The following is a 20,782-nucleotide window of genomic DNA, read 5'->3' as shown; positions in this document are numbered from 1 at the left end:
CACCTTCTGACCTTTCTTCAGGAGGATTCAATGGATACGGGAAAAAGGCGCAGCCAGCGTGACTACACGCTAGCTTTTAAATTGTCGGTCGTAGACCAAGTCGAAAAAGGCGAGTTGAGTTATAAAGAGGCTCAACGGCGCTTTGGCATTCAGGGCCGGTCCACGGTACTGGTTTGGTTGCGCAAGCATGGCCGGCAGGACTGGAGCCAAGGCGCCTCAATCCGAGCGCTGCGGAGCAGGCCGATGACCGACCCCAACCTCCCGCTGACACCCGAGCAGCGGATCAAAGAACTTGAAGAACAGTTGGCGCTGAGCAATCAGAAGGCCCAATTTTTTGAAGCTGTCGTGAACGTCTTAAAAAATGATTACGGTGTGTCCATCGTAAAAAAGCGACCCGGCAAGTCCTCTCGCAAGGGCAAATCCAAGACCTGAGCATTACCAGGGCTTGCCTGTTTATGGGCATTTCGCGCCAAGCCTATTACAAACGTAACCGAGCCTTTGATGCGAAAGCTCACCAAGACCAGCAAGTGGTGGACTTTGTTCTGGAAAAGCGGCGTCGCCAGCCGAGGTTAGGCACGCGCAAGCTGCATTATCTGATGAGTACTGAGGCGGGAGAGCAGGTATTTGTTGGTCGAGACCGTCTTTTTTCCATCTTGCGCGAAGCGCGAGAGCTGGTTCCTCGAAAGCGCGCTTATCATAAAACTACGCATAGCCATCATCGGTTCCGTCGCCATCCCAACCTGCTCAAAGCAGGCCCGGAACAAGTTATCGCCAGCAGGCCCGAGCAGGTTTGGGTTGCCGATATTACCTATCTGCCCACGCGGGAAAGTGTTGTTTACGTCAGCCTGATAACAGACGCGTACTCACGCAAGATCGTGGGTCATCATGTGCATGACAGCCTGCACACAGAGTCGGTGGTCAAAGCGTTGCAGAGAGCTGTTAGCCAGCGAAAATCCATGCAGCCGCTCATCCATCACTCGGATCGCGGAGCCCAATACTGTTCCGACCTGTACCAGCAAATGCACGCGAAGCATGGGATCAAGTGCTCAATGACGGACGGCTACGATTGCTATCAGAACGCGATGGCAGAGCGGATAAACGGAATACTGAAAACTGAGTTTTTGCTGCACCGCCCCAAAGATTTGGCGGATGCAGTAAAAATGGTGGATGAGTCGGTGCTGATCTACAACGGGGAGCGGCCGCACTTATCCCTGAAATACAAAACGCCCGATGCGGTGCACCGGGCGTTTTGAGACTGAAATAGGTGTAAACCTATTTCAGGACTAGACATGATACAAATGGCTAAACATTCCCCGGCAAAAAGCGCTAAGAAGATAGCGATCGCTGCCGTTAAAGAAGATGGCGATGTGACATGTGTCACAACACGTGTGATTTACTGGCGTAAGCGCCAGAACAGTGCCCTCTCTTTTTTGCCGGGTTGGAGTTCTACCCTTTGCCGCGTCCTTCTGCCGTACGTTTCAGTCATTTCCTGCCTTCTCTTCTGCTCTTGATCGCAGGGCTCGCCGCTGCCTACGTCAAGGACCTGAACGTCTTCTTCACTTCACTCTTTAACGTGTTGCCGACCTTGGTGCTGTTACTCGGCGGTGCTTACTGCGCGGTTTACCGGCGTCAGCGCGAACTGTTTCTGATGGTCACGGTTTACATCGCCTACTTTCTGCTCGATGCCCAGACCGATTACTACCGTGACCACGGCAAAGTACGCGCGGACGCCGCCGTGGTGTTCCACCTGTGCTGCCTGCTGCTGCCACTGTTATTCGGTGTGTTTGCGGCGTGGCAGGAGCGCACCCATTTGTTTCAGGACATGGTGGCGCGTTTTGCCGTGTTGTTGGCGGTTGGCAGTGTCGCGCTGGGGCTGGAACAGAGTTATCCACAAGCGCTGCTGTTGTGGCTGTCGGAAATCCGCTGGCCCGCGCTGCATGGTGCGTGGATGAGCCTGATCCAGCTCGCCTACCCGGTATTCATCGGCGCATTTGTGCTGCTGGGCTGGCAATACTGGCGCAACCCCCGACCTTTGCACGCCGCGCAATTGGTCGGCCTGCTCGGGTTGTTCTGGGCACTGCCGAAAACCTTCATTCTGCCGTTCACGCTCAATATCATGTGCAGCCAGGTCATGTTGATGATTGCCGCAGCGGTTGCCCACGAAGCCTACCAAATGGCCTTTCGCGATGAGCTCACCGGCCTGCCGGGTCGCCGCGCTCTGAACGAGCGCATGCAGCGTCTGGGGCGCAATTACGTTTTGGCGATGAGCGACGTTGACCACTTCAAGAAATTCAACGACACCCACGGCCATGATGTGGGTGATCAAGTGCTGCGTCTGGTCGCCAGCAAACTGTCGAAAATCGGCGGTGGCGGTAGGGCATATCGCTATGGCGGAGAGGAATTTGCCTTGGTGTTTGCAGGCAAGACGCTGGAAGAATGCATGCCGCATCTGGAAGTCATGCGCGAAACCATCGCCACTTACAACATTCATCTGCGCAATCAGGACAACCGTCCCCAGGACGATCATCAAGGCCGGCAGCGCCGCGCCAGTTCGGCGGCCTCGAGTGTGTCGGTCACCGTGAGCATCGGCGTCGCCGAGCGCGTGGAGCAACGCAATCCTGAAAAAGTGCTGAAGTCAGCGGACGAAGCGCTTTACGCGGCCAAGGGTGCCGGCCGCAACTGTGTGGTCGCATACGGCCAGAACCGCCGTGGCGCGGTGCGCATGGACGCCGCTGCGGGTTGAGTGATGATGGCGCATTCAGCGTCTGGACTGTGATTGTGAGTCGTCGTGGCCGGCAGTAGGTTTGATGGATCTGCTGCCGGAGAAATGACCATGCCCGAATACAAAGCCCCCTTGCGCGACATGCGCTTCCTGATCGACCACGTCTTCGATTTTCACAGCAATTACGCTGCGCTGGGCGCCACGGACGCCAGCCCGGACATGGTCAATGCGATTCTTGAAGAAGGCGCGAAGTTCTGCGAGAACGTTCTGGCGCCGCTCAACCGCAGCGGCGACGAAGAGGGCTGCCATTTCGACAATGGCGTGGTGACAACGCCTGCAGGCTTCAAGCAGGCTTTCGCACAATACGTCGAGGGTGGCTGGCATGGTCTGGCGGCTGATCCGGCGTTTGGCGGCCAGGGTTTGCCCAGCTCTCTTGGCCTGGTCATCAGTGAAATGGTCGGCTCCAGCAACACATCCTGGGGCATGTACCCCGGCCTGACCCACGGCGCCATGTCGGCCATCCACGCCCATGGCACGGACGAGCAGAAACAGACGTATCTCAGCAAACTCACCGCTGGCGAATGGACCGGCACCATGTGCCTGACCGAGGCTCACTGCGGGACCGATCTGGGCATCATCAAAACCCGCGCTGTGCCTGCGGCGGACGGCAGTTACGCCATCTCCGGCAGCAAGATTTTCATCTCCGCCGGCGAGCACGACATGAGTGGCAACATCATTCATCTGGTGCTGGCGAAACTGCCAGAGGCTCCGGCAGGGACCAAAGGTATCTCGCTGTTCATCGTGCCCAAGTTCCTGCCGGACAACGCGGGCGAAGCCGGCGAGCGCAATGGCGTGAGCTGTGGATCGATCGAACACAAAATGGGCATCAAGGCCTCGGCCACTTGCGTATTGAATTTCGATGAGGCGAAGGGTTTTCTGATCGGCGAGCCGAACAAGGGCCTCAACTGCATGTTCACCATGATGAACCACGCTCGCCTCGGCACCGGCATGCAGGGTTTGTGTCTGGGCGAAGCGAGCTTCCAGGGTGCGATCAAGTACGCCAACGACCGGTTGCAAATGCGCTCGCTGACCGGTCCGAAAGCCCCGGAAAAAGCTGCCGACCCGATCATCGTCCACCCGGACGTGCGCCGGATGCTGCTGACCATGAAAGCCTTCAACGAGGGCAACCGCGCGCTGACCTATTTCACCGCGCAGCTGCTCGACGTCGCGCATCTGAGCGCGGACCAGGCCGCGCGTCAGGATGCCGAGGACTTGCTGGCGTTCCTCACGCCGATCTGCAAAGCCTTCATGACCGACACCGGGCTGGAAGTGACGAACCTTGGCATGCAGGTGTTTGGCGGCCACGGGTTCATTCGCGAGTGGGGCATGGAACAGTTGGTCCGCGACTGCCGGATTGCACCGATCTATGAGGGTACAAATGGCATTCAGGCGCTGGATTTGCTTGGACGCAAGGTCCTCGGCAGTCAGGGCAAACTGCTGCGCGGCTTTACCAAAATCGTCCACAAGTTCTGCGCGGCCAATGCCGGGCACCCGCAGCTTGGAGATTATGTCGCGCAGCTCAATGAGCTGAATCAGCAATGGGGCGAACTGACGACCAAGGTCGGCATGGCCGCCATGAAAAATGCCGACGAAGTCGGCGCGGCATCGGTGGATTACCTGATGTACAGCGGTTACATCATTCTCGGTTATCTATGGCTGCGGATGGCGCTGGTAGCGCAGGCGCAAATTGAGGAGGGTAGCAGTGATGCCGATTACTGCCGGGCCAAACTGGCGACCAGCGCGTTTTATTTCAAGCGACTGCTGCCGCGTACGGCTGCTCATCGCGCGGCGATCGAGGCCGGCAGTGATTGTTTGATGAGTTTGCCGGCGCAGTCGTTCGCGCTCTGACGCGTCCGTTTGAAAAGCATCGCGGGTAAGCCTCTCCTTGGTCTCCTGTTGTACTCGGGTAGCACTGACAACGGGACCTGTAGGAGGAAGGCTTGCCCGCGATCACATTTTCACGAGTAAAACGCCGATGACCAAAAATTACAAATCGGTCATGGCTTGACCCTATGTGTCGCAAAAGTTGTTGGGTTACACTCGGTTCCATCGAGAGCACCATTCCTACGACTCATCTGTTTAGATCCTGCGAGGTTTGCCATGGCTGACTACAAAGCGCCCCTGCGCGATATGCGCTTCGTCCTTAATGAAGTGTTCGAGGTCGCTAAACTGTGGGCCGAGTTGCCTGCGCTGGCCGAGACAGTCGATGCGCAAACGGTCGAAGCCATTCTTGAAGAAGCGGGTAAAGTCACCAGCAGAAGCGTCGCACCGCTGAGCCGCGCGGCGGATGAGGAAGGTTGCCATTGGGCGGACGGTGCCGTCACCACGCCGGCAGGTTTCCCACAGGCTTATCAGACTTACGCCGAGGGCGGTTGGGTCGGCGTCGGTGGCGATCCGGCCTACGGCGGCATGGGCATGCCCAAGGCGGTGTCGGCGCAGGTCGAAGAGATGGTCAACTCCGCCAGTCTGTCGTTCGGCCTGTACCCGATGTTGACTGCCGGCGCTTGCCTCTCCATCAACGCCCACGCCAGCGAAGAGCTGAAAGCGGCGTACCTGCCGAACATGTACGCCGGTGTCTGGGCGGGCTCCATGTGCCTGACCGAAGCGCATGCCGGCACCGATCTGGGGATTATTCGCACGAAGGCCGAGCCACAGGCCGATGGTTCCTACAAGGTCAGCGGCACCAAGATCTTCATCACCGGCGGTGAACACGATCTGACCGAGAACATTATCCACCTGGTGCTGGCCAAACTGCCGGACGCGCCGGCCGGGCCAAAAGGCATTTCGCTGTTCCTGGTGCCAAAGTTCATGGTCAATGCCGATGGCAGCCTGGGTGCGCGCAACCCGGCCAACTGCGGATCGATCGAACACAAGATGGGCATCCAGGCCTCTGCGACCTGCGTGATGAATTTCGATGAAGCCGTTGGTTACCTGGTCGGCGAGCCAAACAAAGGCCTGGCGGCGATGTTCACCATGATGAACTACGAGCGTCTGGGCGTCGGCATTCAGGGTCTCGCTACCGGCGAGCGTTCATATCAGAACGCCGTTGAATACGCCCGCGATCGCCTGCAAAGCCGCTCCCCGACTGGCGCGCAGAACAAGGACAAAGTGGCCGACCCGATCATCGTCCATCCGGACGTGCGGCGCATGTTGTTGACCATGAAAGCCGCGAACGAGGGCGGTCGTGCCTTCTCCACTTACGTGGCCATGCAATTGGACACCGCCAAGTTCAGCGAGGACGCGACCACGCGCAAACGTGCGGAAGACCTCGTAGCGCTGCTGACGCCAGTGGCGAAGGCATTCCTGACCGATCTGGGTCTGGAAACCACCGTTCACGGCCAGCAGATTTTCGGCGGTCACGGCTACATTCGTGAATGGGGCCAGGAGCAACTGGTGCGGGACGTGCGCATCACCCAGATCTATGAAGGCACCAACGGCATTCAGGCGCTCGACCTTGTAGGACGCAAGATCGTCGGCAGTGGCGGGGCGTTCTACAACCTCTTTGCCGACGAAATTCGTCACTTCACCACAACGGCCAGTGCAGATCTGGCGGAATTCACCCAGCCACTTAATGACGCGGTGACCGTTCTCGACGATCTGACCGCGTGGTTGCTCGACCGGGCCAAATCCAACCCGAACGAAATCGGTGCCGCCTCGGTCGAGTATCTGCAGGCGTTTGGTTATGTGTCCTACGCCTATATGTGGGCCCTGATGGCCAAGGCGGCTTTTGGCAAAGAATCCCAGGACGATTTCTACGCGAGCAAGTTGGGCACGGCACGTTTCTATTTCGCCCGTTTGTTGCCGCGTATCCACTCGTTGAGTGCGTCGGTGAAGGCGGGCAGCGAGTCGCTGTTTTTGCTGGATGCAGCTCAATTCTGACGACTGACAACCTGTAAGCGTTGGCTTACATGTCGTGCTGCTGTTCTCCCATTGGCGAAGATTGGATCCAGGGCTAATCTACTGTTCATGGACGTCGCGCAGGAAGCGCAAAGCAACAACACGGACACGTAGGATTCTGCCAGGGTGGCGGAGTGAAATGGATGTCAGGGAAACAGTCTGCAAAGCCCCGCTTCGGCGGGGTTTTCTTTCGCCTGAAGAAAAGTGAACTGGCCAATCCAGCCCAGAGTAAGTGCTACCTCTTCCGTAAATCCATATGCGCACACTCGCCACTGAACCCTGACGAGTGGTAGGGGTCGATTAGGTGTATGGCTCAGACGAGTCAACTTAATCAGGAGCTGATCCCATGGACATTATTCGAATCATCATCGCCATTCTGTTACCACCACTGGGTGTGTTCCTGCAAGTCGGTTTTGGCGGCGCGTTCTGGCTGAATATTCTGCTGACCTTGTGCGGTTACATTCCGGGGATCGTGCATGCGGTTTACATCATCGCCAAGCGCTAAGTTTCGCGGCGCAAGCTAAATCGCTTTCGCGAGCAGGCTCACTCCCACTGGTTGTGTCGTACGCTCATCGCCAGCACGACCTAAACCTGTGGGAGCATGGCTTGCCCGAGAATGACGAGACTCGGTTTCAGCCCTCAAACCCCATCACCCGTCGATAAAACAACCACTCCTGCTCCAGTGCATGCGCCTGATTCAAGGCTTTGCGAAAGCCGTGTCGTTCATCCGCGTAGTAATGAGCCTCAACCAGAACGTCGTTCTCCTGCAGCGCCTCGACCATGTCACGGGTCTGCTGTGGCACGACCACCGCATCCAGTTCTCCCTGAAAGAAGATCACCGGCACGCTGATATTGCCTGCGTGCAGCAACGGCGTTCGCGCCGCATAGCGCTCGGCATCGGCCACGGGATCGCCGATCAGCCAATCCAGATAATCCCCCTCGAATTTATGCGTTGCACGGGCCAGTGCGACTGGATCGCTGACGCCATACAGACTGGCACCAGCGCGGAAGACTTTGTGAAACGCCAACGCACACAGCGTCGTGTACCCGCCTGCACTACCGCCACGAATAAAGGCCTGATCACCATTGATCAGCCCTTGCTCAGCGAGATGGCTGACCACCGCGCAGGCGTCCTCCACATCCACGTCACCCCAACTCAAATGCAGCGCCTGGCGATACTCCCGACCGTAACCGCTGCTACCTCGGTAGTTAAGGTCTGCCACGGCGAAACCACGGTGTGTCCAGTACTGGATGCGCGGGTCGAGCATCGGGTAGCACGCTGACGTCGGGCCACCATGGATGAACACCACCAGTGGCGGTTTTGCCAGCCCGGTCATCTCTGGATAGAAGAAGCCATGCGCCTCGCCCTCACCGCTCGGATAACGCAGGGTCTGCGGGATACTGATTTGCCCGGCTGGCAGTGGCGCGACACCACCGGCCAGCACATTGACCTGTCCGGTGCTGCGCTCGATGGTAATGACCGCTGCCGGGCTGACAGGCGAGGCGGCGATGCAGTAGATGAACTGCGAATCCAGCGCCAGGCTACGAAAGCGGCTGTAGTCTGCGGTGAAATCCCGATCGCCAAGGCCTAAATGGCCGAAACCGTCTTCGGTCCAACTCGCCAGATAAGTGTCATCGGCCAGCGGTAGCCAGGTGCAACCGCCTAACTGCCAAGGCGCCGGGCCATGATCGGCGGCGGCGCTCGGCAGAGGACGCAAGCCTTGCGCCGATTCCACCCATGGCTGCCAAAAACCGTCACGGTCAGTCAGACAAAACAGACGACCGTTGTCATCGAATCGCGGTTGTTGCAGCGACTCCTCGATAGCGTCCCCGGCCACGCAGCGCGGCAGGGTGAAACAGCCATCACTCTGTCGATCAGCCACCATCAAACGTGTCGCTGTCCACGGCTGATCGGGTCGGCTCCATTCAATCCAGGCCAGCCGCCGGGCATCCGGACTCAGCGTCGGTGCGGCGTAAAAATCGGCGCCTTCGGCCAGCAGGTGCCGCGTTCCGTCAGACACATCAAACGCCACCAGTCGATGCTGATCACGGTTCTCTTCAACCGCCAGCACTTGTCCATCGGCGAAACGCACATCACCGTAACGGCATTCACTCGAGGTCAGCACTTCGGGCTGGCCGGTGAGCGACTGTCGATACAACTGCTGGTCCGCCTCATTGACGAAAACAATTCCGTCATCGGTCAGACAAAACGCGCCACCACCATATTCGTACACCCGACTGCGCACGCTGAAGCCCGGCGGCGTCAGACAATGAGCCTGCCCATCACGCCAATACCAAATGCGGCAAGCGCCATCCTCGGGTCGGTATTCGTTCCAGAACAGGCCGTGGGGGCCGACTTGCAATTCGGCAAAGTCGACGCCGGCAGCGACGGCGTCAGCAGCGCTGAAGGGCTCAGCTTTTGGCGATGAGGCGTGAATTTCGTTCATTGCGAAAGGCCAGTTGTTCGATGGTTTGGGTCGCGTGTTCGGCTTCTTCGCGCGCCTCGAGAATCACGCCGTGATGTTGCGACTTGCTGCACACCGGGTCGGCATTGCTCGCGTCACCCGTGAGCATGAAAGCCTGGCAGCGGCACCCGCCGAAATCCTTTTCTTTTTCGTCGCATGAGCGGCACGGCTCGGGCATCCAGTCGTAACCGCGAAAGCGGTTGAAGCCAAACGAGTCGTACCAGATGTGCTGCATGCTGTGGTCACGCACGTTGGGAAATTGCACCGGCATCTGTCGGGCGCCATGGCACGGCAGCGCGGTGCCGTCCGGCGTGACTGTCAGAAAAATACTGCCCCAGCCGTTCATGCAGGCCTTCGGGCGTTCCTCGTAATAATCCGGCGTGACGAAAATCAGCTTGCACGGATGCCCTTCGGCTTCCAGCTTCGCGCGGTATTCATTGGTGATGCGTTCAGCGCGCACCAGTTGCTCTTTGGTCGGCAACAGACCAACCCGGTTGAGCTGCGCCCAGCCGTAGAACTGGCAGGTGGCCAATTCTACGAAATCCGCTTCCAGGGCGATGCACAGCTCAATGATGCGGTCGATCTTGTCGATGTTGTGCCGATGAGTGACGAAGTTCAACACCATCGGATAGCCATGGGCTTTCACCGCCCGAGCCATCTCAAGTTTCTGCGCAAAGGCTTTTTTCGAACCGGCCAGCAAGTTGTTCACCTGCTCGTCGCTCCCCTGAAAACTGATCTGGATATGGTCCAGACCCGCCTTTTTGAAATCGCTGATTTTCTGCTCGGTGAGGCCGATGCCCGAGGTGATCAAGTTGGTGTAGAAACCCAGCTTGCGTGCCTCGGCAATCAATTCGGCCAGGTCCTGACGCACCAGCGGTTCGCCGCCGGAAAAGCCCAGCTGGGCCGCGCCCATCTCCCGCGCCTCGCGAAACACCTTGATCCACTGTTCGGTGCTGAGTTCTTTACCTTGCTCGGCAAAATCCAGCGGGTTGGAGCAGTAGGGGCATTGCAACGGGCAGCGGTAGGTCAGTTCGGCCAGCAGCCACAAGGGCAGGCCGATTTCCGGTTTGGGCGGTAACGTGTCCGACATGGTCTCAGGCAAGTTCGATCCAGTGCTGAGCACGGGCGACCTCCATGAATTGCTCAATGTCATCACCAAGCTCGGGCACGTCCGGGAACTGCGCGCGCAGCTCGGCGATGATCGCGGCGACGTCGCGCCCACCGTCGATCAAGCCACCGATCAGCGCCGCGCTTTCATTGAGCTTGATCATGCCTTCGGGGTAAAGCAGCACGTGGCCTCTTTGCGCCGGTTCGTATTGGAAGCGGTAGCCGGGGCGCCAGGTCGGGGTCTTGCTGCGGTCGAAACTCATATCGTGATTCCTTTGTGCCAGACCCGTTGCCCGGTCACGCTGTGATACGGCGGGCGGTTCAATTCGTAGGCCATGCTCATGGCATCGAGCATGCTCCAAAGTATGTCCAGTTTGAACTGGAGAATTTCCAGCATGCGCTCCTGGCCGGCGCGCGTCGTGTAATGCTGCAAGGTGATCGCCAGACCGTGTTCGACGTCGCGGCGGGCCTGGCCCAGACGCGTGCGGAAATATTCGTAACCGGTCGGGTCGATCCACGGGTAATGCTGCGGCCAGCTGTCCAGGCGGGACTGGTGAATCTGCGGCGCGAACAGTTCGGTCAGCGAGCTGCTGGCCGCTTCCTGCCAATTGGCCCGACGAGCGAAGTTGACGTAGGCGTCCACGGCGAAGCGTACACCGGGCAGCACCAGTTCCTGGGAGCGCAGTTGGTCCGGGTCGAGGCCAACCGCTTCGCCCAGACGCAGCCATGCTTCGATACCGCCGTCTTCGCCGGGCGCGCCATCGTGGTCGAGCAAACGTTGAATCCACTCGCGGCGGATTTCGCGGTCCGGGCAGTTGGCCAGAATCGCGGCGTCCTTGAGCGGGATATTGACCTGATAATAGAAGCGGTTGGCGACCCAGCCCTGAATCTGCTCGCGGGTAGCCCGGCCTTCATACATCGCCACGTGATAAGGGTGATGGATGTGGTAATAGGCGCCTTTGGCGCGCAGGGCGGCTTCGAAATCGGCGGGGGACAGCGGTGTGTCAGTCATTTCGGTTCTCCGGGTAGGACCGGTGGGTTCTCTGGCATCGGATCGGGCCTCGATAGACCGCGAAGCGGTCTCGATGGCCTACAACACAATACTCATGCCGTCATACGCCACTTCAACTTCACGCCGAGCCAACTCGGCCCGTTCCGGTGAATTTTCGTCCAGAATCGGGTTGGTGTTGTTGATGTGGGTTAAGACTTTGCGCTGATTGGGCAACTGCTCAAGTACTTCAAGCATGCCGCCGGGGCCGTTCTGCGCCAAGTGCCCCATCTCACGACCCGTGCGGGTGCCGACGCCACGGCGCTGCATTTCGTCGTCGTCCCACATCGTGCCGTCCACCAGCAGGCAATCACTGCTGGCCATGATTTCCAGTAACGGTGCATCGACTTTGCCCAGGCCCGGTGCGTAAAACAGTTTGCCGCCCGTGTTGAGGTCTTCGACGATCAAACCGATGTTGTCGCCTGGGTGCGGATCGAACCGGTGCGGCGAATAGGGCGGCGCAGCGCTGCGCAGCGGCAGCGGGGTGAACCGCAGATTCGGGCAGGCCGCAATGGTGAAGCTGCGGTCGAGTTCGATGCGGTTCCAGCTCAACCCGCCGTTCCAGTGGGTGAGCATGGTAAACAGCGGAAAACCGGTGCTCAGGTCTTCGTGGACCATGTCCGTGCACCAGACCTGATGTGGGCAGCCTTCACGCAGGCTGAGCAGGCCGGTGGTGTGGTCAATCTGGCTGTCCATCAGAATGATCGCGCTGATGCCCGTATCACGCAGTGCGCGGCCTGGTTGCATCGGGGTGAAACTCTGAAGCTGTGCACGAATGTCCGGAGAGGCATTGCACAACACCCAATTGACGCCGTCATCGGAAATGGCGATGGACGACTGGGTGCGGGCCTTGGCATTCAGGCTGCCGTCGCGAAATCCTGCGCAGTTCACGCAGTTGCAGTTCCACTGCGGGAAACCACCGCCGGCGGCAGAACCTAGAATCTGGACAAACATGGGTGCTCCATCATTTCAACGCTGAAAATAAAAACGCCTCGGCAAACCGAGGCGTTGGACACACAGGACAAACTTAGCGGCTTGCGAAGTACATGGTGACTTCAAAGCCGATACGCAGGTCGGTGTAAGCAGGTTTGGACCAGGACATGAGAGTGCTCCTTTCAGGGGATGGGACAGCTGATTTCTAGACCTATACATATAGTCCACCTCCGTGCGGAGATGTTCAGATAGTTAGGTGGCTATGTTACTCAAAATTACAGGCTGCTGGCCGCGAAACTTTGAGAAAGCTCGTTGCAATTGCGGTAATGATCATTTTCGCGCCTCCCACTCGACGCTTGGCGCTGCGCTGGTGCCGAGGCCCCGCCAGCCGCCTTCAACTGCAATCAAGCGTCGCGCCGCACGCAGCAGGTCGTCGCGATTGGCTGTCAAAATTGCCAATGACAGTGTGGCCAGATAATCCGACGAGCGGCCGGCCAGTTTTCCCTGCCAGAGAAGCTCGGCGGCCTGCGCCTCGGGTAGCAAGCGGGCATCAAATTGATCTGCCAATACCCGGCGTTGATCGACGAATGCCAAGTCGTCGGCGGCGTCGATCAGTGCAGGTATGGCGTTGAGGAAGCCCTCAACGTGTTGCAGCAGGTCAGGGGGCGCGACGTTCGGTGACTGCACGCCGAACAACAATCCGCTCTGTCCATCAATTTGCCGCAGGCCGCTGAATACTGCGTAGCCCAGTTGCAATTCGACCCGCAGCCGTTGGTAGAACGGCGTCTGACAGACATGGGCGAGCAAACGCCAATGCGCCTCGTCAGCAAGTTCCGCTGTGGGTGCAGGACAAAACAGCAGCAATGCGTGTTCGGTGGAATCGGTAGCCTCTGTGCTCCAGATTTTACGACCACGAATCGCCGGCGCTTGTGTCGGCGATTCGTCGGCGGTCCCTGGCACTCGACTCAGGGCCAGGCCCATGGCCGCTTGAGTTTGCGAGGACATCCCGGTCGCCAGGCCCTCCCAGTGTGCGGTGGACCACAACTGATGCAGATCGTCCGACACGGCGCGGCGCTCGAGACAGTGCTCCGGCAGTGCCTTGAGCAATTGCCGGATCGGTATCAATGCCGGACTGTTCGATTCTTGCTGTACGACGCCGGCGTCCGCTGCCGTCAGTTCTTTCAACGCATGTTCGAGGATGAAGGGCATGGGTGCCTGCAACCCCGTCATTTTCAGCAACCATTGATTGCCCGATGCGCTGAAGGAAAGATCCACACCGGCCTGCCGCGCATCTTCTGCCAGCGGCCGCAGGCGTTGTTCCATGTGTGCTTGCAGGCTGACAGACGGGGCCCAATCCAGTCGCCAACGCAGATAAACGGCACCTTCGTCAGCGTTATGGGGCAATACCTGACTGAATTGCATGGACGAACGTTCGCGACGATTGCGCAAGCGATCCTGAGCAAAGGTTCGCAGCCCGCGATGTTTGCTGGTTTGCCCACGGATGAGTCCTGCGCCCGGAGCCTCAGGTTCTGCACGCAAGAAAGGATTCGGCGGTGGCAGTTGCCATGCTCCCCTGACGTTATCCACAGCGCCCATCTGCTTGAGTACGGATTTCAGCGCCACGATGCCGTGCGCGGATAAGCCGTCTTCAAGCTGCGCGCAGTCCCATTGCGCGAGTTTCAAGGCGCTGCTGACCTGTCGTTGGCGCTGCTGCACCCTGGCGAACTCGTCGCGGATTTCGCTCCATTCCTGCTGCGAGGCAAAGAAACCCAGCCAGTCGAAAAGTAATTCAGCGATGGCGGGGGAGGCTGCGTCACCGGGCAACGTAAATTCGATATTTAACAGCGCTTGCCCGGCAAAGTGATACAGCGGTTTGGCGTGCAACTGCTCGGCCAAGCCCCGGGCACGCAATTGAGCGAGCAGCCCGCCGATCTTGTCCGCGTTCAGCCAGTGGCACAAAAAGGCCAGCGCTTGAGCCGAAGACGGCGGTAGTGCTTCCAGCGTGAACAACAGATCCAAGCGTTTCGCCGCCACCTGTTGATAACTCCCCCCTGTGGAGTCCATCAACGGCGCGGGTGCACTTTGTGGGATATTTTCCCCAACCGCGATCGTATTGCTGAAGACCATCGCCAGCTGTTTCAGCTCTTCAATGCTTTGTGGGCCTGCAAGGCTGAGGGTCATTTGCCCGGTCCGATAAAACCGCTGATGAAATTCGTTGAGCGCCTGCTGAAACTCGGGTTTCTCGACGGGCAGACTGTCCCGGTTGCCTGCGTGGAATCCGCGCAGTGGATGGCTGCGCGACAGTCCATTGAGCAGCGACTGTTGCCGCTGCTGCGCAGCATCACCGGACCACGCGACGAATTCGGCTTGCAGCACCTCTCGTTCCCGTTGCTGATCCTGGATAGCCAAACGCGGGTGAGCGAGCATGTCTGACAGACGTTCCAGCCCGCCGCTGAACGCCTGAGGCGACAACTCGAAAAAGAAGTCTGTGGTGCGTTCATTGGTGCGGGCATTGACCTGTCCGCCATGCCCTTGCACGTAAGCCATCAGCGCTTGGTCCGCAGGAAAACGCTCAGTACCCAAAAACAGCAGATGCTCGAGGAAATGCGCTAATCCCGACCAGGCCAGCGGCGCATCATGACTGCCCGCCGCAACACGCAACGCGGCCGCACAGCGTTTCAATTGCGGCGCGTGACGCAGCGTCAAACGCAGGCCATTGGCCAGGGTTTCAGTGAAGAGGCGGGGGGCATTCAACGCAGGCATGAGCACTTCCAGGGCAGAGAAGCGCTAATGCTAGCGGATAACGATGGATCAGCGCTTGTTCAGCTCGCCATAAAGGTCGGGACGTCGATCCTGCAAGTACCGATTGGCGGCGCGGGAATCGTCCATCAACTGACGATTCAGTTCCCCGACGATCAGCGCCTCATCCAGCCCGGCCAGGGCGATTTGACTGCCATCCGGCGCGGCGATGCTGCTTTGGCCGCAATAGTGAATATCGCCTTCATGCCCGCAATAGTTGGCATAAGCCACATAACACTGGTTTTCGAAAGCCCGGGAACGAACGGTGACGTCAGCCACAAAATCGTAAGGCACCATGTTCGCCGTGGGCACCAGAATCAGCTCGGCGCCGGCCAGCGCCAGACGCCGCGCGTTTTCAGGAAATTCCAGGTCGTAGCAGATCAGAAAGCCAATCTTCCAGCCGTTCAGTTCTACCAGCGGCAGGTCAGCGCTGCCGGCGCTGAACATCGACCGATCCAGGTCACCGAACAGGTGGCTTTTTCGATAATTGCAAAGACGCTCGCCGTGGGCATCGATCAACTGCACCGAATTGTAGATCTGTCCGTCTTCAGTGCGCTCGGGGTAGCCGTAGGCGATGGCCAGCCCGGCCGCCCGGGCAATGCGGCCGATCTGCTGTGCCCATTCGCCGTTGTAGACCTCAGCCAATACATTTACCGCATCGGAGCCGATGTTGTAGCCCGTCAGAAACATTTCGGGCAGCACCAACAGATCGGCGCCTTTGGCTTCCAGCGCCACCTGATGCAAGCGTTGCAGGTTGCCGGGCGGATCAAGGGGCAGCGGCGGGCATTGGTAAAGGGCTACGCGCATTTCAGATTCCTCTTACTCGGGCAGGGCGATCGGACCGATCTCGTTGAACACATCTCCTGGACCCGGGTTCTCGGCGTGAGTTTCACCGCCGAAGTGTTTCATGATGCCCCACACCGCATTCAGGGAGGTCTGCACCGCACCTTCCACCCATGCCGGCGTCCACGAAACGTCGTCACCGGCGATGAAAATACCGCGCTGCTCGGCCGGCATGTCGTCCTGCATGAAGTGCGCGTACATGCGCTGGTTGTAACGGTAATGACCGGGCAGCGCGCCTTTGAACGCGCCGAGGAAATGCGGATCGGCTTCCCAGGATACGGTGATCGGGTCGCCAATGATCCGCGCGGCGATGTCGACTTTCGGGTAGATTTTTTTCAATGCATCCAGCGCCAGTTTCACGCGCTTTTCCACAGGGTGCGGGAGCATTTTCAGCGCGTCGCTCATCCACGAATACGACAGGCAAATCACTCCAGGCTTGTTGTCGCCGTTGTCGAACAGGTACGTGCCGCGGGTCAGGCGATCAGTGAGGGTCATGCTCATCAGATCGCGTCCGGTTTGCGGATCCTTGTCCTTCCAGAAGGGCCGGTCGACCATCACGAACGTTTTCGATGACTGCATATAACGGGTGCGGTCGAGCGCCATCCACATCTTTTGCGAAAACAGACTTTCGTCGCATTCGATCTGAGTGGTCAGCAGCCAGCTCTGGCAGGTGGTCAGCACCGCTGCGTATTCTCGGGTGTCGCCATAATTGTCGGTGATCGTGAAACGGCCGTCCGGTGCATGGGCGATTTTTTTCACCCCGGAACGCGGCGCGCCGCGATGCAGCGAGCTCAGGCTGGTGCCTTGCGGCCAGTGCACGCAACGTTCCGGCACGTGACGCCAGATCCCCAGCGGCACTTGTTCAACGCCACCGACCACCAGATGCTGGTGATCGTCGCAGTTGGTCATGACCACGCGGAAAATTTCAAGCATCGAGTTAGGGAAGTCAGAGTCCCAGCCACCGGTGCCGAAGCCAACCTGACCAAACACTTCCCGGTGATGGAACGAGAGCTTGGCGAACGCTTTGGAGGTGGCGACAAAATCGTAGAACGTGCGGTCATCCCACAGCGGCACCAGGGTGTTCCACAATTCCTTGAGGCGTGGAACGTCGCGCTCACGGATCGCTTGCTGAATATCGGAGAACTGCGAGCCTGCCTCGAGTGCGTCCGCCCAGGCGTCGGCCACTTCCTGAAACAGGGCAGGAAGATCCGCCAGTTTCTGTGCGTAGTGGGTTTTGCCTTCAATGTCGATGACGGTGCTACCGGACGCCGGAGTCAGCGGGTTCGGGAAAGGCCTGGTCTCGAGACCGAGTTTATCGACGTAGTGATAAAACGCGGTGGATGAGACCGGAAAACGCATGCCGCCGAGTTCCGCAACGATGCCTTCGGCGCCATTGAACGCCTGTGAACGCAAGCGACCGCCCATCTTCGAGGCTTCGTAGACAACGGGTTTGAGGCCGATCTTCATCAGCTCATAGGCCGCCACCAATCCGGCGATGCCGGCGCCGACGATAGCCACTTCAGCGCCGTGGTGGTGGGCGGGAATGCTGCCGATGCCGGCGGGGTGCTCGATCCAGTTGTCAAAAGCGAACGGGAAATCCGGGCCGAAAACAGTGACAGGTTTTTTACCGTCTGCAGGATGGCGATTGTTCTTGTTCATGGCTGACCTTGCTGGCGACCAGACGCAGAGTGCGCGTCTGAGTATTGGAAAAGATGGCAGCCATTCTAGAGATCACAGCACACGTTAATAAGACGCAATGTGTCGTCGTTTTGCTAATTAATAATACAAAATGACGACGCCACAGAGCATATCGGTGAATGTCCGAGCACGCTGTCGCTGAAATCTTGCCCTTAAACGGGCTGCCCCCGATCAATCTTGCTGCTCAAGATGATCGACGTCGTGGTCTTCTCCACCCCATCCACGCTGCCGATCTGATCCAGTAACTGATCCAGCTGCTCCGGCGACTCGGTGCGCAACCACGCCACATAATCAAATTCGCCACTTACCGCACACAACTGCTGTACCTGCGCCATGGCGCTGAGCCGTCGCAGCACTTCTTTGCCGGAGCGCGGCTGAACCGTAATGCCGACATACGCCTGCAGTCCGCCATCCACTACTCGCTGCCCCAGTCGCACGCCGTAACCGGTAATGACCCCGGCCTTTTCCAGTCGAGCCAGTCGCGACGTGACGGTGGTACGGGCGATGCCCAATTGCCGCGCGAGCATGGCCACACTTTCACGGGCATTGATCTGCAGGGCAGCGATCAGTTGGCGATCGATTTCGTCGAGGACGGGCGGACGCATGTCAGGCAAAGGTATCTCCAGCGGCACATATCAATGGGGCAGCATGTTACAGGGACATTCCGGATCGCGGTCGTTGGTCTAGTCTTATGACCATTCATGCCATCTCCACCTGCGACAATTTGCCATAAGTAACCAGGTGGTACATTATTCTGCGCTTGTCAGAAATGGGGAAATCAGCGACATGAAAAATTCTGCTACTGCCGGCGGCGGCAAATGGTTGCTCTCAGGGCTGGGTGTCCTGATCGTGCTGATTGGACTAGGGCTGGCCGGTGGCGGTGGCTACCTGATCTCGCTCGGAGGCAGTGCGTATTTCCTGCTCATGGGCCTGGCCATGCTGGTGTCGGGGCTGCTGATCGCCCGTCGTAAACCGCAAGGCGCCTGGCTATATGGCGTTGCGCTGGTGCTGACCGCGATCTGGGCGGTGTGGGATGCAGGTTTTGAATACTGGCCGCTGGTATCGCGCGTGCTCACTTTTGCGGTAATCGGGCTGGTCGTGGCGCTGATCTATCCGGCTTTGGTGCGCGCTTCGGGCGCGACCGCCGGGCGTGGCGCCTATGGAGTGGCCGCAATCCTGGGTGTGGCCGTCGTCGCCACGCTCGCTTACATGTTCGTGCCAACGCACTTGGTCAAGGCCGACAGTGAACCTGCAGTCACACCGGTAGCGCCGGGCACAGAACAGAAGGACTGGGCTCATTGGGGCAATACCACGGCCGGCAACCGTTTCGCCGCGCTGGACCAGATCAACAAAGGTAATATCGACAAGCTGCAAGTGGCGTGGACCTTCCGCACCGGCGACATTCCGCAAAGCACGGGGGCTGGCGCCGAAGACCAGAACACGCCGCTGCAAATCGGCGACACGGTTTACACCTGCACCGCTTACGGCAAAGTCTTCGCCCTCGATGCCGACACCGGCACGCAACGCTGGAAGTTTGACCCGCAAGGTACGGCGCCCAACTGGCAACGCTGCCGGGGTCTGGGCTATTCCGATGCCCCGGCGACGTCGGACAGTCAGCCTGGCGCTTGTACGAAACGTCTGTATCTGCCGACGGGTGATGCCCGTCTGATCGCACTCAATGCTGAAACCGGCAAGCCTTGCGAAGAGTTCGGGAACCGAGGCACGGTCGACCTGACCACCGATATGGGTGAAGTGAAGGCTGGTTACTACCAGCAGACGTCGACCCCACTGGTCGCAGGGGATGTGGTCATCGTCGGTGGTCGTGTGGCCGATAACTATTCCACCGGTGAACCACCGGGCGTGGTTCGTGCCTACGATGTACGCAGCGGTGAATTGGTGTGGGCGTGGGATCCGGGGAATCCGGGCACCACTAAACGTCCACCTGCCGGCGAGACCTATACCCGTGGCACGCCGAACGTCTGGTCGGCCATGTCGTTTGACCCAAAACTCGGCCTGGTTTACCTGCCCACCGGCAACGCTACTCCGGATTTCTTCGCTGGCCAACGCAGCGAACTGGATGACAAGTGGAGCTCGTCCATCGTCGCCATCGACGTGAAATCCGGTCAGGTGCGCTGGCACTTCCAGACCACTCACCACGACCTTTGGGACTTCGATCTGCCGGCGCAACCGCTGCTCTACGATGTGCCGGACGACAAGGGCGGCACCCAACCAGCCTTGGCGCAAGTCACCAAGCAGGGCGAGATTTTCCTGCTCAACCGCGAAACCGGTGTGCCCATCGCTCGTGTCGAAGAGCGTCCGGTGCCCCAAGGCAAGGTGCCCGGAGAACGCTACTCGCCGACTCAACCGTTCTCGGTGGATATGCCGTCGATCGGCAATCAGACCCTCACCGAATCCGATATGTGGGGCGCGACGCCGTTCGATCAATTGATGTGCCGCATTCAGTTCAAAGGCATGCGTCACGAAGGCGTTTATACGCCTCCTGGCATGGACCGGGCGCTGCAGTTTCCGGGCTCTTTGGGCGGTATGAACTGGGGTAGCGTCTCGGTCGATCCGAACTCCAACTATATGTTCGTCAACGACATGCGTCTGGGGCTGGCCAACTACATGATTCCGCGCGACAAGATCGCGGCGGGCGCGAGTGGGATCGAAATGGGTGTGGTCCCGCAGGAAGGCACACCGTTCGGCGCCATGCGCGAACGGTTCCTTTCGGCGGCGGGCATTCCGTGCCAGAAGCCGCCTTTCGGCACCATGTCCGCCATCGACCTCAAAACCCGCAAGCTGATGTGGCAGGTCCCCGTCGGCACCGTTCAGGACACCGGCCCGCTGGGCATCCGCATGCACTTGCCAATTCCGATCGGCATGCCAACCCTGGGCGCCTCGCTGGCGACGCAGTCGGGTCTGCTGTTCTTCGCCGGTACTCAGGATTTCTACCTGCGTGCTTTCGATACCGGTAACGGCAATGAAATCTGGAAGTCGCGGTTGCCCGTCGGCAGTCAGTCCGGCCCGATGACCTACGTTTCGCCCAAAACCGGTAAGCAGTACATCTTGCTGACGGTGGGTGGCGCACGCCAGTCGCCGGATCGTGGCGACTACGTGATTGCCTACGCGCTACCTGAATAACTCGATCCGATGTACGAAAAAGCCGCGAGTTACGCGGCTTTTTCATTTGTGATGAGCATGGACAGCCAA

General features: G+C 59.0%; 16 protein-coding genes. 6 read left to right on the top strand and 10 right to left on the bottom strand.

Translation table 11 applies throughout. The features are described from left to right. The first annotated feature begins 30 nt into the window (after window positions 1–30). The 5 genes from ACYZT1_RS22970 (at window position 31) to ACYZT1_RS22950 (ending at window position 7,184) form a co-directional block, all read left to right on the top strand. A protein-coding gene (locus tag ACYZT1_RS22970; RefSeq protein ID WP_462016259.1) for an IS3 family transposase occupies window positions 31–1,253 on the top strand; the annotation gives its coding sequence in 2 pieces (ribosomal slippage) (window positions 31–382 and window positions 382–1,253; 1,224 coding nt in all). Between the two features lie 200 nt (window positions 1,254–1,453). Beyond that, complete coding sequence (locus tag ACYZT1_RS22965; protein WP_462016822.1) at window positions 1,454–2,743, top strand: GGDEF domain-containing protein; 1,290 nt, start codon at window positions 1,454–1,456, stop codon at window positions 2,741–2,743. Window positions 2,744–2,833: 90 nt separating this feature from the next. Beyond that, on the top strand, window positions 2,834–4,630 hold the full coding sequence (locus tag ACYZT1_RS22960; protein WP_462016821.1) for an acyl-CoA dehydrogenase C-terminal domain-containing protein: 1,797 nt from the start codon (window positions 2,834–2,836) through the stop codon (window positions 4,628–4,630). Between the two features lie 252 nt (window positions 4,631–4,882). Next, a complete protein-coding gene (locus tag ACYZT1_RS22955) occupies window positions 4,883–6,661 on the top strand; it encodes an acyl-CoA dehydrogenase C-terminal domain-containing protein (RefSeq protein ID WP_462016820.1) in 1,779 nt (592 codons plus the stop codon). Between the two features lie 364 nt (window positions 6,662–7,025). Beyond that, window positions 7,026–7,184 carry a YqaE/Pmp3 family membrane protein gene (locus ACYZT1_RS22950; protein ID WP_033050408.1) on the top strand — a complete coding sequence of 53 codons (159 nt, stop codon included), beginning with the start codon at window positions 7,026–7,028 and terminating at the stop codon, window positions 7,182–7,184. 127 nt (window positions 7,185–7,311) lie between these two features. Here ACYZT1_RS22950 and ACYZT1_RS22945 read toward each other — a convergent pair whose 3' ends face one another. The 10 genes from ACYZT1_RS22945 to ACYZT1_RS22900 all read right to left on the bottom strand — a co-directional run bounded on the left by ACYZT1_RS22945 (window position 7,312) and on the right by ACYZT1_RS22900 (window position 18,186). Continuing rightward, window positions 7,312–9,126 (bottom strand): S9 family peptidase, encoded by a 1,815-nt coding sequence (locus tag ACYZT1_RS22945; protein ID WP_462016819.1) that lies wholly within the window; start codon window positions 9,124–9,126, stop codon window positions 7,312–7,314. Further along, window positions 9,092–10,234, bottom strand: coding sequence for a pyrroloquinoline quinone biosynthesis protein PqqE (gene pqqE, locus ACYZT1_RS22940; protein WP_462019306.1), 1,143 nt, complete (start codon window positions 10,232–10,234; stop codon window positions 9,092–9,094). The genes ACYZT1_RS22945 and pqqE overlap by 35 nt, the downstream gene beginning before the upstream one ends. A gap of 4 nt (window positions 10,235–10,238) precedes the next feature. Beyond that, window positions 10,239–10,514, bottom strand: a complete 276-nt coding sequence (pqqD, locus tag ACYZT1_RS22935; RefSeq protein ID WP_462016818.1) for a pyrroloquinoline quinone biosynthesis peptide chaperone PqqD — start codon at window positions 10,512–10,514, stop codon at window positions 10,239–10,241. Next, window positions 10,511–11,263: a pyrroloquinoline-quinone synthase PqqC gene (gene pqqC, locus ACYZT1_RS22930; RefSeq protein WP_462016817.1), complete on the bottom strand. Its 753-nt coding sequence runs from the start codon at window positions 11,261–11,263 to the stop codon at window positions 10,511–10,513. The genes pqqD and pqqC overlap by 4 nt, the downstream gene beginning before the upstream one ends. 78 nt (window positions 11,264–11,341) lie before the next feature. Next, window positions 11,342–12,253 carry a pyrroloquinoline quinone biosynthesis protein PqqB gene (pqqB, locus tag ACYZT1_RS22925; RefSeq protein WP_462016816.1) on the bottom strand — a complete coding sequence of 304 codons (912 nt, stop codon included), beginning with the start codon at window positions 12,251–12,253 and terminating at the stop codon, window positions 11,342–11,344. Between the two features lie 73 nt (window positions 12,254–12,326). Next, window positions 12,327–12,401, bottom strand: coding sequence for a pyrroloquinoline quinone precursor peptide PqqA (gene pqqA / locus ACYZT1_RS22920; RefSeq protein ID WP_009045898.1), 75 nt, complete (start codon window positions 12,399–12,401; stop codon window positions 12,327–12,329). Window positions 12,402–12,562: 161 nt separating this feature from the next. Beyond that, entirely contained in the window at window positions 12,563–14,995 is a 2,433-nt protein-coding gene (gene pqqF, locus ACYZT1_RS22915) for a pyrroloquinoline quinone biosynthesis protein PqqF (protein WP_462016815.1), read from the bottom strand. A gap of 48 nt (window positions 14,996–15,043) precedes the next feature. After that, on the bottom strand, window positions 15,044–15,838 hold the full coding sequence (locus tag ACYZT1_RS22910) for a carbon-nitrogen hydrolase family protein (RefSeq protein ID WP_462016814.1): 795 nt from the start codon (window positions 15,836–15,838) through the stop codon (window positions 15,044–15,046). Between the two features lie 12 nt (window positions 15,839–15,850). Next, the gene (locus ACYZT1_RS22905; protein ID WP_462016813.1) at window positions 15,851–17,533 is read right to left on the bottom strand and encodes a flavin monoamine oxidase family protein; all 1,683 of its coding nucleotides are present in this window, start codon (window positions 17,531–17,533) and stop codon (window positions 15,851–15,853) included. Between the two features lie 191 nt (window positions 17,534–17,724). Then, window positions 17,725–18,186 (bottom strand): Lrp/AsnC family transcriptional regulator, encoded by a 462-nt coding sequence (locus ACYZT1_RS22900; protein ID WP_462016812.1) that lies wholly within the window; start codon window positions 18,184–18,186, stop codon window positions 17,725–17,727. Window positions 18,187–18,358: 172 nt separating this feature from the next. On the opposite strand from ACYZT1_RS22900, the gene ACYZT1_RS22895 reads away from it, so the two are divergent. Continuing rightward, entirely contained in the window at window positions 18,359–20,713 is a 2,355-nt protein-coding gene (locus ACYZT1_RS22895; protein ID WP_462016811.1) for a glucose/quinate/shikimate family membrane-bound PQQ-dependent dehydrogenase, read from the top strand. The last annotated feature ends 69 nt before the right edge of the window (window positions 20,714–20,782 follow it).

The organism is Pseudomonas sp. PB3P13 (assembly GCF_054897735.1).
The sequence above is the reverse complement of the archived record's forward strand: the minus strand, read 5'-3'. Positions and strand labels throughout refer to the sequence as shown.

Coding starts and splice junctions, on each gene's coding strand:
- ACYZT1_RS22895 (WP_462016811.1), top strand. CDS start 18,359: ATGAAAAATTCTGCTACTGCCGGCGGCGGCAAATGGTTGCTCTCAGGG.
- ACYZT1_RS22945 (WP_462016819.1), bottom strand. CDS start 9,126: ATGAACGAAATTCACGCCTCATCGCCAAAAGCTGAGCCCTTCAGCGCT.
- ACYZT1_RS22955 (WP_462016820.1), top strand. CDS start 4,883: ATGGCTGACTACAAAGCGCCCCTGCGCGATATGCGCTTCGTCCTTAAT.
- pqqB (WP_462016816.1), bottom strand. CDS start 12,253: ATGTTTGTCCAGATTCTAGGTTCTGCCGCCGGCGGTGGTTTCCCGCAG.
- ACYZT1_RS22960 (WP_462016821.1), top strand. CDS start 2,834: ATGCCCGAATACAAAGCCCCCTTGCGCGACATGCGCTTCCTGATCGAC.
- pqqC (WP_462016817.1), bottom strand. CDS start 11,263: ATGACTGACACACCGCTGTCCCCCGCCGATTTCGAAGCCGCCCTGCGC.
- ACYZT1_RS22905 (WP_462016813.1), bottom strand. CDS start 17,533: ATGAACAAGAACAATCGCCATCCTGCAGACGGTAAAAAACCTGTCACT.
- ACYZT1_RS22950 (WP_033050408.1), top strand. CDS start 7,026: ATGGACATTATTCGAATCATCATCGCCATTCTGTTACCACCACTGGGT.
- pqqD (WP_462016818.1), bottom strand. CDS start 10,514: ATGAGTTTCGACCGCAGCAAGACCCCGACCTGGCGCCCCGGCTACCGC.
- pqqF (WP_462016815.1), bottom strand. CDS start 14,995: ATGCCTGCGTTGAATGCCCCCCGCCTCTTCACTGAAACCCTGGCCAAT.
- pqqE (WP_462019306.1), bottom strand. CDS start 10,234: ATGTCGGACACGTTACCGCCCAAACCGGAAATCGGCCTGCCCTTGTGG.
- ACYZT1_RS22910 (WP_462016814.1), bottom strand. CDS start 15,838: ATGCGCGTAGCCCTTTACCAATGCCCGCCGCTGCCCCTTGATCCGCCC.